This is a genomic window from Clostridioides sp. LIBA-6822 (genome assembly GCF_056688955.1).
Window position 1 is genome coordinate 1,159,621 of record NZ_CP196995.1, and the last position, 16,997, is coordinate 1,176,617.

A 16,997-nucleotide genomic window follows, 5' to 3' on the forward strand; every position below is an offset into this window, starting at 1 on the left:
AAGATAGAGGAAGGGGAAAAGATGAGATTTATTCATACATCAGATTGGCATCTAGGGAAATCCCTAGAGGGCCATTCTAGAATTGAGGAACAAGCAAAGTTTTGTGAGGAATTTATAAAAATAGTAGAATCAAATGAAATTGATATGGTTGTAATTGCGGGAGATATATATGATACCTCGAATCCTCCAGCACAAGCAGAAAAACTGTTTTATCAAACTGTTTCAAAACTTGCTAATAATGGGCAAAGGTGTGTATTAATAATTTCAGGAAACCATGATAATCCAGAGAGACTTTCTGCAATAACACCTCTAGCACATGAACAAGGAATACTTATATTTGGATATCCATCAAGTTCTACAACCAAAGCTAAGTATGAAAGATTTGAAATAACAGATTCAATACAAGGATGCACAACACTAGATATAAATGGAGAAAGTGTTGTAATTGCTACATTACCTTATCCAAGTGAAAAAAGGTTAAATGAAGTTTTTTCAAGTGAAGATGATTTGGAAAAACAAAAAACTTATTCTGAAAAAGTAGGCAATATATTTAAAAGTTTAGAAGAAAATTTTAGAAGTGATACTATAAATATAGCAGTATCACATATATTTGTAATAGGTGGAGAGAGTACTGAATCAGAAAGACCAATACAACTGGGGGGGAGTTTTTTGGTTGAAAGAAAAGACTTACCAGAAAAAGCTCAATATACTGCATTAGGACATTTGCATAAACAACAAAAAGCTTCTGAACGTTTAAATGCATACTATTCAGGTTCTCCACTTCAATATAGTAAAGATGAAAGAGCATATACAAAAGGTGCATACATAGTGGATATAAAAGCTGGTGAAAAACCAATAATCGAGGAAGTATATTTTAATAATTATAAACCTATAGAAGTATTTAAATGTAATGGTATAGAAGAAGCTTTAGATATATGTGAGCAAAATCAAGATAGAGATATTTGGTCATACTTTGAAATAAATACCGATGAGATAATATCACAGAATGAAATAAAAAAAATGAAGGAATTATTAAAAGACATAATAGAAATAAAACCAATAATAACATCTTGTTATGAACAAGAAAGTGTAGATATAAAAGAAAAGTCTATGGCAGAGTTATTTAAAGAATTTTATTCTTTTAGTAGGGGTGTAGAGCCAAAAGGGGAGCTTATGGATTTATTTCTAGATATAATAAGTGAAGAGGGTGAATCAGCAGATGAGACCAATTAGGTTAGAAGTTACAGGACTTAATAGCTACATTGATAAACAAGTTATAGACTTTGAAAAGCTAATTGAAAGAGGTTTGTTTGGGATATTTGGAACTACTGGAAGTGGAAAATCTACAATTTTAGATGCAATAACCATTGCTATGTATGGAAATATATCCAGAAATACAAAAGAATATATAAATAGCGTATGTGATAAGGCAATTATATCGTATGAATTTGAGATAGGAAGTAAAAATACTAGAAGAAGGTATATTGTAGATAGGACTATTGCTAGAAGTAAAACAGGGACAAAGACTTCTAATGCTAGATTAATAGAGATATTGAATGACAATACTAAAAATGTTTTAGCTGATAAGGTTGTGGAAGTGAATGAAAAAGTAGCTCAAGTTGTAGGATTAACAGCTAATGATTTTACTAGGTCAGTAGTTTTGCCACAAGATAAATTTAATGAGTTTCTAAGATTGTCACGTGCGGATAGAAGAGATATGCTAGAGAGAATTTTCAATCTTGAGAAATATGGAAGAAGTCTTGGAGAAAAAGTAAAAAAGAGAAAAAATCTACATTTACAAAATTTAAAAGATTTAAAATCAAAATTAAGTCAATATGATGGAATTACAGAAGAAGTATACAACAATATAAACCAAGAATTAATAGAATTAAAACAAATAGAAAAAGAGAAGAATAAAGCTTTAGATTTGGCTCAGAAATCCTATGAAGAGAGTAAGGCAGTATATGAAGAGCAATTAAAATTAGAGAAAAATGAGAGTAGAAAAAATGAACTTAATTTAAAAAGTAACGAGATAAAGGAAAAAACTACTACTGTAGAAAGTGATAATAATGCAAGAAAAGTAGACCCATACATAGGCTCTGTTCAAAATCTAGAAAAAAAAATAAATGAAGATAGCTTTACTGTAAATAATTTAGAAAAGAAATTAGTGATATTAAATCAAGAACTTGAGGTCATAAAAAATAGATATGAAAAAATAAGTAGAATTAAAAATGAAGAAGTCCCTAAGTTAAGTGAAGAAAAAATAAGGTTACAACAGGCAATAAAACTAGAAGAGGAGTTAGTTTTACTGGATAAAGAGTTAAAAGAGTTAAAAGAAAATGGAATTAATTTAAATAAGAATAAAGTAGAATTAGAAAAAGTAAAACAAGAGGCTGAATCTAGAAAAGATGCAGTAATTAAGTCCATAAAAGAAGTTGAAGGAAAAATTGATAAAGTAAATATAAGTGCTGAATTAAAGCAAAAGATATTTTTAGCATATGAATATGAGAAAGATTATAATAAGGTCTTAGAAGAGAAGAATCAAAAAATAAATAAACTAGAAGAAATACTAAAAGAGACAGAAGACATAAATTTAAAAATCAGATATATTGATAAAGATAAAAATGATACAAAACGTAATTTAGACAATTTATCTCTTCACTTAGATGTTCTTCTTAAAAAATGTCCTGGTAAGAGTGCAGATTTACTTTTAAAATCTGAATATGTAACTGAATTAAGAAATAAAGCAAACAATACTAAAGAAAATGAAATTAAGAAGAATAGTATACAAGATGAATTAAAGATAGTACTAGAAAGCAAGTTTAATACTGAAAGAGAAATAAATTTACTAAATGAGAAACTTGAAAATAATAGAAAAAACAGAGAAGACTTGGAAAAAGAGCTAGAAGAACTAAAATATTTAAATTTAGCATCTGAACTTAGACGTGAGTTAAAAGAAAATATGCCATGCCCAGTTTGTGGGTCAAAACATCATGAAAACCATAATATAACCAAATATGATGAAAATATAGCTTTTGTCAAGGAAAAACTAGAGAAACAGGAAAAAGAAAAATTAAGTATAAGACGCAATATAGAGGAATTAAATGCTAAAGTAAGTGGATATTTGTCTGTAGAAAAAATGAAAACTAAAGAATTGGAAGATGTAAAAGGAAAGCTAGGTGATATTCCATCTAGTCAATTATTAAAAAAGCTTGATGACGAACAAAGAAAACTTGCTTTGCTTAAATCTAACATTCAAGAATGGGAGAAAGAGAAAGAAGATACCGAAAATAAGATAACTCTGGTTAAAGAAGAAAAGAATAAGGTTGAAAAAGAAGAATTAAAAATAAAAGAAAGCTTGAATAACTATAAGAAATTAACGAGAGACTTAAATACAGAGATAGAAAGTCTAGAAAATAAATGTAGAAAACTAAAACAGGAGTATATAGGGTTAAAGACGATTACTAAAGTTTCTAATTTATCATCAAAGGTAGAAGAAATAAGAGAAAATGAAAAAAAATTAGAATTATTAAGCACTGGATACTCAAAGTTGTTAAAAAATAGAGACTCATTAGACCTTAAAATAAGAGAAAATGAAAGTAAACTACATGAGATAGAGATAGAGTTAATAAGAGCTAGAGAATTATATGTAGAAAAAAAAGTGCATAGAGAAAATAAGTATAAAGAAGTTATTAACATAACTAAGGGTGATTTGGCTAAAAATCTTTTACATAATGTTGAAGAAAATATATGTAAGATATTAGAACAAGAAGAATCAAGTAGAAAAAAATTAGAAGAGCAAAGATTAGAGTATGAAAAAAATATTGCTGAAAAACACAATATAGATGGTAGGCTTAAAACAGCTAGAGAGCAATATAAAGAACAAAAATTAATATTAAATGGATTACTAGCAGAAAATAAATTTGAAAGTATATATGCAGTAAAGAGAGCTTTATTAGATGGCGATGAAATAAAAAAATTAATTGAAGAGATATTAGAGTATGAAGAAGAACAAAAATTATTGACATTTAAAATAAAGTCATCAAAAGAAAAGTTAAATGGAAGGACTGTAAAGAAGGAATACTTTGAGCAATTAAAAGACGAGATTTATAATCTAAAAGTTGAGATAGGTAATATATCGAAAGATATTGGAGCTAATCAAAATAAGCTAATAACATTAAAAGACTCTTTAGATAAGATAAATGATTTTAATAAAGAACTTAAAGTGGTTGAACATCAGGTAGATTTATTAGAGGAATTAGATAAATGTGTGCAAGGAAATAAGTTTGTAGAATATGTTTCTACAAACCAATTAAAATATATCGCTTTGGAAGCATCAAAAAGATTGGAAAGAATAACAAAAGGAAGATATGCACTTGAAATTGATTCGACACTGAATTTTGTAATGAGAGATAATTTTAATGGAGGAGAAAGACGAAGTATTGATACCCTATCTGGTGGAGAAACATTCTTAACTTCTCTATCACTAGCACTTGCTCTTTCATCTCAGATACAATTAAAGGGAAGTGCACCTCTAGAATTCTTCTTTTTAGATGAAGGTTTTGGCTCACTAGACAGTGAACTTTTAGAAATTGTTATAGAATCCTTGGAAAGATTGCATAGTAATAATCTAAGTGTGGGTATAATAAGTCATGTCGAGGAACTTAAAAATAGAGTTCCTGTTAAGTTAATAGTTTCATCTAGTGAGGCTGGAGTAGGTTCTCAAGTAAAAATTGAATATAGTTAAAAACATATGTTAATTGAATATATTATCTAATATTTCCAAAAAATATATAATTGTGATATAATTAAAACTAATATTAAAGTTATTTATAATTAATATTAATATAAAAACATGTAATTAGGAGTGTGGTAAGTGTTGGAATCGCCCAATAATTTGATTCAGATTATATTTTTAATAGTATTACTTATGGGGTCTGCATTTTTCTCAGCATCTGAAACGGCTTTAATGTCATTGAGTAAAATCAGAATCAGATATATGCAAGATGAAGGAGTTAAAGGAGCTAAGTTAGTAAGTTCATTAATAGAAAATCCAAATAAACTTTTAAGTTCTATATTAGTTGGAAATAACGTCGTAAATATAGCAGCAACATCCATATCAACATCTTTATTTATAGGATTAATGGGAGAAAAAGGAGTGGCACTTGCTACAGCTGTTATGACAGTGTTAGTATTAATATTTGGTGAAATCACTCCAAAGACAATAGCAGCAAGTAATTCAGAAAAGGTTTCTCTATTAGTATCCAAACCTATAAAAGTAATTATATTTATATTAAGACCAATAGTATGGGTATTTAACATAATCACAAGTGTTATATTTAAATTATTCGGTATAACAAATAAAGGAGCCAAATCATTCATAACTGAAGAAGAATTAAAAACCATGGTAAATGTAAGCCATGAAGAAGGCGTCCTTGAAATGGAAGAAAGAGAAATCATAAATAATGTATTTGAATTTGGAGATATGCAAGCTAAAAATGCAATGATACAAAGAATAGATATGGTAGCTATAGATATGGAAGATAGTTATGATGAGATAATACAGGTATTTAAAACTGAAAAATTGAGTAGAATGCCTGTGTATGAAGAGACTATAGATGATATTGTAGGAATACTTAATATAAAAGACATTATATTTTTATCAGATGAAGAAATAGAATCATTTGACATTAAAAACTATATGAGAGAGCCTTTTTTCACATATGAATTCAAAAAAATAACACAACTTCTTGAAGAGATGAAGCTTGAAAAAAGCCAAATGGCCATAGTTGTAGATGAGTATGGTGGAACATCTGGTCTTTTAACTATAGAAGATTTAGTAGAAGTGATTGTTGGCGATATAGAGGATGAATATGATGAAGAAGAAGATGAAATACAGGTTATAAAAGAAGATGAGTATATTGTAGATGGAAGTACTAAAATTGGTGATGTTAATGAACTTATTGGTGTAAACTTAGAATCTGAAGAATTTGATTCTATAGGTGGATTTATAATTGGACATTTGAGCAGATTGCCAGAAGAGAATGAAGTAATTGAAGTCGATAATATAAGATTTTGTATAGAGAGTATAGAAAAAAATAGAATTAAAAAAATAAGAATATATACATAATGTGATAATGTTCTTAAATATTATGAGTGCATGTAATATAAAATTTAAATTTTATATTACATGCACTTATTTTTATTTTATATTCAAATAAAACTAGTATGAAATGGACAAAATAAAAATATAAATTAGAAGAAAGGAGATTTTTAAGATGAGCATACTAGAGAATAATTTCTTATACAAATTAAAAAATAATACTATCTTTTTTTGTATATATACATTTTTATTTATTTTTATTTATAAAGCTTTTCCATACATAGCTCCATTTTTTTTAGGTGGTATAATAGCACTTATGATTAATCCTATATCACAAAAACTAGAAAATAAGTTTCACATAAACAAAGGTGTATCTACACTAGTTCTAAGTTTTCTTGCAGTTGCCATAGTGAGTACAGTTACTACAATAATAGTAATAAACTCAGTAAAAGAACTAATGGGATTTTTAAATAACATATCTACTAATCCTGAAGATATAAGCAATACTATTATGTATTTCTTAAATAAAATAAATGATTTTATGAAAACATTTCAAGAAATAGCTAATTTTGATGTAGAGCAATTAGTAAATAAATTTAGTGGTGAAGTGATGCAAATTACAAAAAATCTTCTTACAAGTATTCTTGGATTAGCTACTTCCATCCCATATATTATAATATTTATAATTACTTTGTTTATTGCTACATATTTTATAGCAAAAGATTTAGATAAAATTGAAAATAATTTTTACAATATGTTTACTACTGATGTTAGAAAGAAGGTAAAAAACGTAAAAAAAGAAGCAGGTCTTTCTCTTGTTGGATATATAAGGGCTTATACAATACTCATGGCTATAACATTTTTTGCAATCTGGGGGAGTTTTGCTTTATTTGGATTGAAATATGGTTTGATAGTAGGGTTTGTGGGAGCTTTAATGGATTTAATTCCATTTCTAGGTATTATAACAATATACCTTCCAGTGATTGTTTACTATTTTCTTATAAAAAATTATTTTATAGCTATAAGTATGATTGTAATATTTTTTATCTTATCTTTAATTAGAGAAATACTAGAACCTAAACTAGTATCAGTAAATGTTGGATTAAATCCACTTGCGACGCTTGCTGCAATTTTTATTGGAATCCAAGTAAAAGGAATAATTGGCGTAATTTTTTGTTTGGGTTTGGTATGTATGCATGATATACTTAAGAAGGTGGATATTTTTTAATTATAGTAAGTCAGAAATTTTAAAAAGTAAAATTTTATTCACTAATAAATAAAAAATTTCATTAATAGTATAAGAAAGAGGGTATATACGTGAAACAAAAAGTAGTAGAAAGATTTTTAAAATACGTATCATTTGATACAACATCTAATTCTCAATGTGAAAATTGTCCATCTTCAGAAGGGCAAAGGGTTTTAGCTAAGTATATAGTTGAAGAGCTAAAATCAATGGGTATTGATGATGTAAGTTTAGATGAAAATAGTTATATAATGGCTACTTTAAAAGGAAACACTGATGGTGTGGATACTATAGGATTCATATCACATTTAGATACAATTGAAGATGTTAGTGGAAAAGACATCAAACCAAGAATAATAGAAAACTATGACGGAAAAGATATAGTTTTAAATGAAGAATTAAATGTTGTTACGTATATAAGTGATTCTCCAGAATTAGAAGAATTTAAGGGAGATGATTTAATAGTTACTGATGGAACAACTTTACTTGGTTCTGATGATAAAGCTGGTATAGCTGAGATAGTAACTGCAATAGAATATCTAATAAATCATCCAGAAATTAAACATGGAGACATAAAAATAGGATTCACACCTGATGAAGAAATTGGTAGAGGTGCTGATTTATTTGATGTTGAAAAATTTGGAGCAAAATATGCATACACTTTGGATGGAGGAATAGTTGGCGAACTTGAGTGTGAAAACTTCAATGCAGCAAATGCAACTATCACTATACATGGTAGAAATGTTCATCCAGGGTCAGCTAAAAATAAAATGGTAAATGCTATACATATAGCTGCTGAAATATCAGAAATGTTTCCAGCAGATGAAAGACCAGAAACAACAGAGGGATATGAAGGTTTTTGGCATCTAAATTCTATAGGTGGAAATGTTGAAAATGTAAGTATGGCTTATATTATTAGAGACCATTGTAAAGAAAAGTTTGAACAGAGAAAGTCTATTATGATAGAAAATATAGAAAAAATAAATAAGAAATATGACAATAGAGTAGAATTAGACTTAAAAGACTCTTATTATAATATGAAAGAAAAAATTGAACCAGTTATGTTCATAGTTGATATAGCTAAAGATGCTATGGAGGAATTAGGTATAAAGCCACGTCTAGTTCCTGTAAGAGGTGGGACTGATGGAGCGAGATTATCTTTTAATGGATTACCTTGTCCAAATATATTTACTGGAGGATTAAACTTCCATGGTAAAAATGAATGTATACCAGTTAGTTCTATGGAGAAAGCGACTAAATTAATTATAAGAATAGCTGAAAAATATGCTGAAAGAGTTTAGTTAAAAAGTATTTAAAAACTAATCATTTAAAGTTATAATAGCTATATCATTCTTTATAAGTCAAACTGATTATAAGTTTGTATTGTATTTGAGATGATGTAGCTATTTTTATAATTATTTTTATAAAAGATAATTATTCTTAATTGTGGGTATCAATAAGAGGTATGGATATCAATAGGTATTAACTTTTAAAAAGGGGGAATTATATTGAAAATTAAATCTAAAAAAATAATAGCATTTGCACTTGTAGTGGGTATTATGATGCCTAGTTGTGTATATGCAGACACTAGTAGTAAAAATACAGAGAAAGGTGTAAATCATTATCTTCAAAACAGAAAATCTCCAAAAGGAGAAACGTTGATTGGTGAAGATAGATTTGATACAGCCATAAAAATATCTCAAAGTGGATGGAATAATGGTTCAGAGAGAGTGTTTCTAGTAAATTCAAATTCATTACCAGATGCATTGGCTTCAACTCCTTTAGCAAGTAAATTGGATGCGCCAATATTACTTACCAATAAAAACAGCATACCATATAATGTGGAAGATGAAATAAAAAGACTCAATCCAGAAGAAGTTATTTTAATTGGAAGTGAAGGAGCTATTTCATCAAGTGTAAAAGAATCTCTTGAAGATATGGGAGTGTTAGTAAGTCGTATTGGTGGAGCAGATAGAGAAGAGACTTCTTTACTTCTTACTAAGCAATTGGATGATACAGGGGATTTAGGTGTTTCAAAAGTAGCTGTAGTCAATGGATATAATGGTCTAGCAGATGCGACTTCAATATCAAGTCCAGCAGCAAGTGATAATGTGGCTATAATATACACAAGTAAAGATAGTATAGGAAGTGAAGCAAAGAGTTTTATTACACAAAACTCAAATGAGACATACATAGTAGGTGGAGAATATAGTATAAGTAAAAAACTTGAAGGGCAATTAGTAAATTCAGAAAGATTAGCTGGTACAGATAGAAAAGATACAAATGCCAAAGTATTAGAAAAGTTTTATGAAAAATTAAGTAAGGTTAATAATATGTATTTTGCAAAAGATGGAAGTGGAAGAGAAGCTGATTTAGTTGATGGACTTGCTGCTGGAGTATTAGCATCGAAGAGTAAATCACCTGTAATACTTGCAAGTGGCAGTTTAAGTAGTGCACAGAAAAATTTTATAAAAAAAGTAAAGGCTGATAAATTTGTACAAGTTGGTGGAGGTAAGAATAGTAAACCATATACAGAAGCATTAGCATTACAATAATATAGTAGATCCATAAGAATATATAAAAAAACAAGTAAACTAAGTTATATTTAATTTAGAATTTTAAGGTACTATCTTTTAAATTTCTAATTGAGATATAAATAGCGTAGTTTACTTGTTTTTTATTGTTAATTTAACAGATTAAGTTTGATTTATTTTTATTCAAAGTTTATTATTCATTAATATTTATTATATTTCCAGTATTGATGTCAACTAAGTTGATATCAAGTTCAAGTTCATCTTCATCATCAGTTTTTATAATATCTATAATTGCTACAGAATGGCTTCCATCTTTAGGGATAGAAGTACTTCCTGGATTTATAACTATTAAATTATCATCCATATATAGTTTCTTTACATGAGTATGTCCTAAAACTAATATGTCAGCACCCATTTTTTTTGCTTTATCAACGATTTCTTCCTCTGATTCTGTATAACCATGATTTAATATAATTCTAATTTCACCAAATTGGCTCATAACATAAGGACTTTGAATAGGATGTTCTATTACCATCTGGTCAACATCTGCATCACAGTTTCCTTTTACAATCACAATATTTTCTAACTTGTTTAATACTTCGATAAATTTTTTAGGATTGTATCCTTCTGGAATATCATTTCTAGGTCCATGATATAGGACATCTCCACCATGTAAGAGAATATCGCAATCAGACAATACATTTAATGCTTTTTCAAAGTAAAGCAAGCTACCATGAGTATCACTCATTATTCCTATTTTCATATTAAAAATCCTCCTAAGTGCAGTCTATAAAAATTTTTCAGATACTCTATGCCAAAATTCGTAATTTGACATTCTAAGTAATTTTATTTTTGCATCAGATATACTAATTTTTATATTTTCGATTTGTCTAAATCTGTGTTCAACTCCATCAACTACAATTAATACAGAATCTTCAAATCTGTATTCTGGTGCAATTTTTATAATAGATTCATTGGAACATATTATACTTGATGTAAAACACCTATATGCGTTGGTGTTTATGGGATGTAAAGGTGTAATCTGCATAAGTTCAAGATTTATATCAACGATACTACCTCCAGCAGAATAGTTATAGGCTGTTGAACCTGTGGAAGTAGAAATAATCATACCATCTCCACTAAAATTTTGTATATGTCTATTATCAAGGCTTAAATTTAGGTGTATAGTTCTAGACTTGTCCCCTCTTATAACAACCTCATTTACAGCAAGCATGTTAGAACCACTAGTAGTTGTATATACTTCAGCATTAAGAAGTGACATTTCTTGAATAATATAATCTTTTTTTAGATAAGCTTCAATAAAGTTATCGATTTTATCTGGTAAAATATCAGGAAAAAAACCTAGATGTCCTGTATTTATACCCATTATAGGAATTTCAGGAAAATCGAAATCTCTAACTGTCCTTAAAAAAGAGCCATCACCGCCAATTGATATAATGAGCTCTGTATCTGGATAAATATCTGAATACACTTCAAAGCCAGCATTGATAAGTTTTCTAGTTAAGAGTTCTTTAGTCTCAAGGGACTTATTTAATTGGTTTGTATTTATAGTTATAATTCTTTTCATATATTCACCTCTTCATACTTTGTATTATAACATAGTTTTATAATTCTTAATTTATAAATTTATAAATGACCTAGCTTGTTGTGAATGTGTTAAAATATGTATAGGCGGGTATAAAAAATACATAAGAGGTGAAGATGTGTTTGAAGTAAAGAATATCACAAAAAAATTAGGTAAATTCAAGTTGAATAATATAAACTTGGAGCTAAAAGAAGGGGATATTGTTGGAATTATAGGTCCAAATGGTTCAGGAAAGACGACTTTAATAAAAATTATAATGGGGATTATTGATGCAGATGAAGGTGAAATTAAACTTTGTAATGAAACTATTGACGATTCTCCAATAAGTTTTAAAAACAATATTGGTTTTGTATATGATTCTTTACAATTTTATCCACATTTAAAGGTTAAAGAATTTAGAAGAATAGTATCATTATTTTATAGTGATTTTGATAGAGAAAGATTTGATGAATATCTTAAAAAGTTTGAGATAGAAGAACATATGCATATTAAGAATTTGTCTAAAGGTCAATCTGAGAAACTTATGCTGTCAAATGCACTTAGTCATAATGCTAAATTATTGATTTTGGATGAACCAACTGCTGGAATAGACCCAATAGTAAGAACTGAAATAATGCAATACTTAAAAGATTTTGTAAAAAATGGAAACAGCAGTGTAATAATTTCCACTCACAACACTGATAATTTAATTAAGGTAGCTGATTATCTTGTCTTTATAAATAAAGGAAATCAGATTTTTACAGTTAAGAAAGAGTTAATAGAACAAGAATATAAAATAATTAGAGCAAATAAGGCAGAATTAGAAGCAATTAAAGAAAATATAGTTGGTGTGAAAGAGTATAAATATTACAATGAGGCACTTGTTAAAGTTGGAGATAGTTTAAAAATAAAAAGTTTGTTGGTAGAAATTGATAAACATAAGGTCAAAAATCCTACTATAGAAGAACTAATGTATTATTATGTAAATGAGGTGAAATAATGTTCAATTTAATAAGGAAGGATTTAATAATAGGAATTAGTTCAGATGGTATTCGCAATTTAAAGTACATAGTATTATTTTTTGTTTTTTATTTTTTCCTTAACTCAATTTCATATTACACAGTAAGCATTGTTGTAAGTTATTTGGTGTTTATAAATACATTTGAGTGTGATTATGAAAATGATTCAAGGATTTTTATAAGAAGTATGCCAGTTAGTATAGAAGATGTCGTCTATTCAAAATATTTACTGGGTGTGGGTTTGATAATTTCTGTGACAACATTTGTATCTTTAGTAAGTAAATTGACATCACTAGTATTTTTCAGAAATATGGTTTTAAATGATGTATTTTTCTCTGTAAATATATTTTTAGCAATCTTGGCAATTTTACTTCCTTTAATTTTTAAATTTGGATATGGCAAAATGAAAGTTTGTGGTCTAATGATAAGTATATTAATCTATTTTGTATATGGAGGTCTTTTGAAGACAATTAGCATGGTTGTATATCAGGTAAAGCATTTTAATTATAGCAAAATTGGAGGAGTGTATCTTTCAAATTATGTAACTGATATGGCTAATACTAAATATATAAACCTATATAGTATGACTTTTTTAACAATAATAATTTTTATAATATCGATGTATTTTTCTATTAGGATTTCAAAAAAGAATAAGTTTAATTATTAAAATTTTAATTAATATTATAGCACAATAGCACAAAATATAAGGAGACTAGAAATGAATAAGTTTATAAAGGTTTCATTTTTTATTTTGGGGATTTTTACACTATTCATAGCTATAAATAAATTAGTATATAGAGATATGGTAAGTGTCAAAGATTATGAAATAAATCATTTAGAGGAAATTGGTTTTGATTTTGATAGCAGAAGAAGTAGAGATATTGGTACTATTGTAAGATTTAAAATAAGCAATAATAGTAGATATAGCTATAGGTTAAGCAGTGCTAAAATGAAGTTTGAAAGCTGTGTAGAAAATAAAAAAGGGATAGATAAATGTTCTTCATATGTAAATATAGAGTTATCTAATGAGAAAAATTCTATAACTGAAAAAACTCTAAAGTATGGTATAAAACCAAATAATCAGGGTTATGTTGATTTTATAATTCCAAAAGGATTAAATTTTGATTATAGGTACTTTAGTCAGTCTGGGATGAGTGTCGAATATAGGGGAGAATATATTGTCGATATTCCAATGGCAAAAGGTTTATATCTAGTAGTTGGAAAAAATAATGATGTATGGAAAGCTACTATTATGGAATGATTTTAAAAAATTGAAAAATTAACCAATCATAGATATAATTAAGAATAATAAAAAATCTATAAACATTCAGAGTAGGAGGGGTATTTGATGTCAATAAGTAATGTAAGGGAGTATTTTAAAGGTTTTGGAAGAGAAGATAGTATATTGGAGTTTGAACAATCTAGTGCTACTGTAGAACTTGCAGCTGAAGCAGCAGGAGTTATTCCAGCAAGAATAGCTAAGACACTTTCATTTAAGATAGGTGATGATGCAATTTTGATTGTAACAGCTGGTGATGCTAAGATTGATAATAAAAAATATAAGGCTGAATTTAACTGTAAGGCAAAAATGTTAACACCAGAAGAAGTTTTAGAGTTTACTGGACATGCTATTGGTGGTGTTTGTCCATTTGGATTAAAAAATTCTCTAAAAGTGTACTTAGACGATTCAATGAAAAGATTTGATACAGTATTCCCTGCATGTGGAAGTAGTAATTCAGCAATAGAGCTTACATGTGAGGAAATGGATAAATTTTCTAATTGTGAAAAATGGGTAGACGTTTGTAAGAATTGGTAAAAAATATAGTAAACTATAGTAGAAATTAGTAAAAAACTATCTCTGTATACAATTTATACAGGGGTAGTTTTTTTGATGAAATATTTATAAATCTAGGAGGAAAATCTAATTTAAACTAATAATCCAAAATAAAGTTAAAAAATTCTGATTTTTCTTCAAAATTAAAAAAAAATGACAAAAAAATAGAAAAAATGTAGTAAATATTGTTAAAAAAATAATTAGAAATTATTGAAAAATTATCCTCTGAGTGATAGTATTATAGATGTAAGATATTTAAAAACAAAAAATAATCACAGAAAAATATGATTATTTAGCTCTATTAAAATAATTTTGATACGATAAAATTTTTTTTGTATACTGCTAAGAAGTAGATATATACACAATGTTTACTAACTAATATACCCTAAGATAAAAATCGTAAACAAATTATTTTGTCTATAACCATTGTGAAAGAAATCTTATTTTAGCTTGAAATTTCACAAAATTCCAAAAAGCGAGATTTTTTTTAAGTGTAGTTGATTTTAAATTAACAATTTATAATTAAATTAATGTCATAATTGGTTAGCATAATTACATATAAATATAGGGCGGACTTTAATTACGGTTATAAATTTCTCGACGTATATTCAAATACTTTATTATAGATGCTGCCGAGATTTTAATTAATAAATGAAAATAAAATATTTATAAAATACTGAGGAGGCTATTATGGATTTAAATTCTAAAAAATATCAGATGCTTAAAGAGCTATATGTAAGCTTCGCTGAAAATGAAGTTAAACCTTTAGCAACAGAACTTGATGAAGAAGAAAGATTTCCTTATGAAACAGTGGAAAAAATGGCAAAAGCAGGAATGTTAGGTATACCATATCCAAAAGAGTATGGTGGAGAAGGTGGAGACACTGTAGGATATATAATGGCAGTTGAAGAATTGTCTAGAGTTTGTGGTACTACAGGAGTTATCTTATCAGCTCATACATCTCTTGGTTCTTGGCCTATATATCAATATGGAAACGAAGAACAAAAACAAAAATTCTTAAAGCCATTAGCAAGTGGAGAAAAATTAGGAGCTTTTGGTCTTACTGAACCTAATGCTGGTACAGATGCATCTGGACAACAAACAACTGCTGTTTTAGATGGAGATGAATACATACTTAATGGCTCAAAAATATTTATAACAAATGCAATAGCTGGTGACATATATGTAGTAATGGCAATGACTGATAAATCTAAAGGTAATAGAGGAATATCAGCATTTATAGTTGAAAAAGGAACTCCTGGATTTAGCTTTGGGGTTAAAGAAAAGAAAATGGGTATAAGAGGTTCAGCTACTAGTGAATTAATATTTGAAGATTGTAGAATACCTAAAGAAAATTTACTTGGAAAAGAAGGACAAGGATTTAAAATAGCAATGTCTACTCTTGATGGTGGTAGAATTGGTATAGCAGCACAAGCTTTAGGTTTAGCACAAGGAGCTCTTGATGAAACAGTTAAATATGTAAAAGAAAGAGTACAATTTGGTAGACCACTATCAAAATTCCAAAATACACAATTCCAATTAGCTGATATGGAAGTTAAAATACAAGCGGCTAGACATCTTGTATATCAAGCAGCTATAAACAAAGATGAAGGAAAACCTTATGGAGTAGAAGCAGCAATGGCAAAACTATTTGCAGCTGAAACAGCTATGGAAGTTACTACAAAAGCTGTACAACTTCATGGTGGATATGGATACACTCGTGACTATCCAGTAGAAAGAATGATGAGAGATGCTAAGATAACTGAAATATATGAAGGAACTAGTGAAGTTCAGAGAATGGTTATTTCAGGAAAATTATTAAAATAGATAAATATTAAAATATACACAATAGGTCGATATTAAAATAGATATGGAGGAAGGATTTATGAATATAGTCGTTTGTATAAAACAAGTTCCAGATACAACAGAAGTTAAACTAGATCCTAATACAGGTACTTTAATTAGAGATGGAGTACCAAGTATAATAAACCCTGATGATAAAGCAGGTCTAGAGGAAGCTATAAAATTAAAAGAAGAAATGGGTGCTAATGTAACTGTTATAACAATGGGACCTCCTCAAGCAGATATGGCTTTAAAAGAAGCTTTAGCAATGGGTGCAGATAGAGGAATATTATTAACAGATAGAGCATTTGCAGGTGCTGATACTTGGGCGACTTCATCAGCATTAGCAGGAGCATTAAAAAATATAGATTTTGATATTATAATAGCTGGAAGACAGGCTATAGATGGAGACACTGCACAAGTTGGTCCTCAAATAGCTGAACATTTAAAACTTCCATCAATAACATATGCTGAAGAAATAAAAACTGAAGGTGAATATGTATTAGTAAAAAGACAATTTGAAGATTGTTGTCATGACTTAAAAGTTAAAATGCCATGCCTTATAACAACTCTTAAAGATATGAACACACCAAGATACATGAAGGTTGGAAGAATATACGATGCATTTGAAAATGATGTAGTAGAAACTTGGACTGTAAAAGATATAGAAGTTGACCCTACTAATTTAGGTCTTAAAGGTTCTCCAACTAGTGTATTTAAATCATTTACAAAATCAGTTAAACCAGCTGGTACAATATACAATGAAGATGCAAAAACATCAGCTGGAATTGTAATAGATAAATTAAAAGAGAAGTTTATCATATAATTTAAGGGGGG

Annotated in this window: 14 protein-coding genes; 12 read left to right on the top strand and 2 right to left on the bottom strand. The window is 28.1% G+C overall.

All coding sequences use genetic code 11. From position 1 onward, the window contains the following. Positions 1-21: 21 nt before the first annotated feature. From ACTG48_RS05590 to ACTG48_RS05615, 6 genes are all read left to right on the top strand, one after another. Positions 22-1,233 carry an exonuclease SbcCD subunit D gene (locus ACTG48_RS05590; protein WP_479918352.1) on the top strand — a complete coding sequence of 404 codons (1,212 nt, stop codon included), beginning with the start codon at positions 22-24 and terminating at the stop codon, positions 1,231-1,233. Then, positions 1,220-4,747: an AAA family ATPase gene (locus ACTG48_RS05595; protein WP_479918353.1), complete on the top strand. Its 3,528-nt coding sequence runs from the start codon at positions 1,220-1,222 to the stop codon at positions 4,745-4,747. Before ACTG48_RS05590 ends, ACTG48_RS05595 begins: the two co-directional genes overlap by 14 nt. Positions 4,748-4,876: 129 nt before the next feature. After that, on the top strand, positions 4,877-6,130 hold the full coding sequence (locus tag ACTG48_RS05600) for a hemolysin family protein (RefSeq protein ID WP_052328874.1): 1,254 nt from the start codon (positions 4,877-4,879) through the stop codon (positions 6,128-6,130). A 148-nt stretch (positions 6,131-6,278) separates the two neighbouring features. Further along, positions 6,279-7,331: a sporulation integral membrane protein YtvI gene (ytvI, locus tag ACTG48_RS05605; RefSeq protein WP_479918354.1), complete on the top strand. Its 1,053-nt coding sequence runs from the start codon at positions 6,279-6,281 to the stop codon at positions 7,329-7,331. A gap of 89 nt (positions 7,332-7,420) precedes the next feature. Further along, positions 7,421-8,647, top strand: coding sequence for a peptidase T (pepT, locus tag ACTG48_RS05610; RefSeq protein WP_021383813.1), 1,227 nt, complete (start codon positions 7,421-7,423; stop codon positions 8,645-8,647). Positions 8,648-8,854: 207 nt separating this feature from the next. Further along, complete coding sequence (locus ACTG48_RS05615) at positions 8,855-9,901, top strand: cell wall-binding repeat-containing protein (protein ID WP_479918355.1); 1,047 nt, start codon at positions 8,855-8,857, stop codon at positions 9,899-9,901. A 172-nt stretch (positions 9,902-10,073) separates the two neighbouring features. Here ACTG48_RS05615 and yfcE read toward each other — a convergent pair whose 3' ends face one another. Both yfcE and ACTG48_RS05625 read right to left on the bottom strand, forming a co-directional pair. Then, a complete protein-coding gene (gene yfcE, locus ACTG48_RS05620) occupies positions 10,074-10,643 on the bottom strand; it encodes a phosphodiesterase (protein WP_021383861.1) in 570 nt (189 codons plus the stop codon). Positions 10,644-10,667: 24 nt separating this feature from the next. Beyond that, positions 10,668-11,468 carry an NAD(+)/NADH kinase gene (locus ACTG48_RS05625; RefSeq protein WP_021383844.1) on the bottom strand — a complete coding sequence of 267 codons (801 nt, stop codon included), beginning with the start codon at positions 11,466-11,468 and terminating at the stop codon, positions 10,668-10,670. A gap of 136 nt (positions 11,469-11,604) precedes the next feature. Here ACTG48_RS05625 and ACTG48_RS05630 point away from each other — a divergent pair, with 136 nt between their 5' ends. The 6 genes from ACTG48_RS05630 (at position 11,605) to ACTG48_RS05655 (ending at position 16,986) form a co-directional block, all read left to right on the top strand. Further along, positions 11,605-12,465, top strand: coding sequence for an ABC transporter ATP-binding protein (locus ACTG48_RS05630; protein ID WP_021383895.1), 861 nt, complete (start codon positions 11,605-11,607; stop codon positions 12,463-12,465). Further along, positions 12,465-13,151, top strand: coding sequence for an ABC-2 transporter permease (locus ACTG48_RS05635; RefSeq protein ID WP_021383894.1), 687 nt, complete (start codon positions 12,465-12,467; stop codon positions 13,149-13,151). The genes ACTG48_RS05630 and ACTG48_RS05635 overlap by 1 nt, the downstream gene beginning before the upstream one ends. A gap of 51 nt (positions 13,152-13,202) precedes the next feature. Continuing rightward, on the top strand, positions 13,203-13,745 hold the full coding sequence (locus ACTG48_RS05640) for a hypothetical protein (protein ID WP_021383911.1): 543 nt from the start codon (positions 13,203-13,205) through the stop codon (positions 13,743-13,745). A gap of 87 nt (positions 13,746-13,832) precedes the next feature. Continuing rightward, the gene (locus ACTG48_RS05645; protein ID WP_021383817.1) at positions 13,833-14,300 is read left to right on the top strand and encodes a YbaK/EbsC family protein; all 468 of its coding nucleotides are present in this window, start codon (positions 13,833-13,835) and stop codon (positions 14,298-14,300) included. Between the two features lie 708 nt (positions 14,301-15,008). Beyond that, positions 15,009-16,145, top strand: a complete 1,137-nt coding sequence (locus ACTG48_RS05650; protein WP_021383893.1) for an acyl-CoA dehydrogenase — start codon at positions 15,009-15,011, stop codon at positions 16,143-16,145. Between the two features lie 58 nt (positions 16,146-16,203). After that, entirely contained in the window at positions 16,204-16,986 is a 783-nt protein-coding gene (locus tag ACTG48_RS05655) for an electron transfer flavoprotein subunit beta/FixA family protein (protein WP_021383832.1), read from the top strand. Positions 16,987-16,997: the final 11 nt, after the last annotated feature.

Excerpts from the sequence above, each read along its gene's own strand:
- ACTG48_RS05595 (WP_479918353.1), top strand. The coding sequence starts at position 1,220 with ATGAGACCAATTAGGTTAGAAGTTACAGGACTTAATAGCTACATTGAT.
- yfcE (WP_021383861.1), bottom strand. The coding sequence starts at position 10,643 with ATGAAAATAGGAATAATGAGTGATACTCATGGTAGCTTGCTTTACTTT.
- ACTG48_RS05635 (WP_021383894.1), top strand. The coding sequence starts at position 12,465 with ATGTTCAATTTAATAAGGAAGGATTTAATAATAGGAATTAGTTCAGAT.
- ytvI (WP_479918354.1), top strand. The coding sequence starts at position 6,279 with ATGAGCATACTAGAGAATAATTTCTTATACAAATTAAAAAATAATACT.
- ACTG48_RS05625 (WP_021383844.1), bottom strand. The coding sequence starts at position 11,468 with ATGAAAAGAATTATAACTATAAATACAAACCAATTAAATAAGTCCCTT.
- ACTG48_RS05645 (WP_021383817.1), top strand. The coding sequence starts at position 13,833 with ATGTCAATAAGTAATGTAAGGGAGTATTTTAAAGGTTTTGGAAGAGAA.
- ACTG48_RS05640 (WP_021383911.1), top strand. The coding sequence starts at position 13,203 with ATGAATAAGTTTATAAAGGTTTCATTTTTTATTTTGGGGATTTTTACA.
- ACTG48_RS05655 (WP_021383832.1), top strand. The coding sequence starts at position 16,204 with ATGAATATAGTCGTTTGTATAAAACAAGTTCCAGATACAACAGAAGTT.
- ACTG48_RS05650 (WP_021383893.1), top strand. The coding sequence starts at position 15,009 with ATGGATTTAAATTCTAAAAAATATCAGATGCTTAAAGAGCTATATGTA.
- ACTG48_RS05590 (WP_479918352.1), top strand. The coding sequence starts at position 22 with ATGAGATTTATTCATACATCAGATTGGCATCTAGGGAAATCCCTAGAG.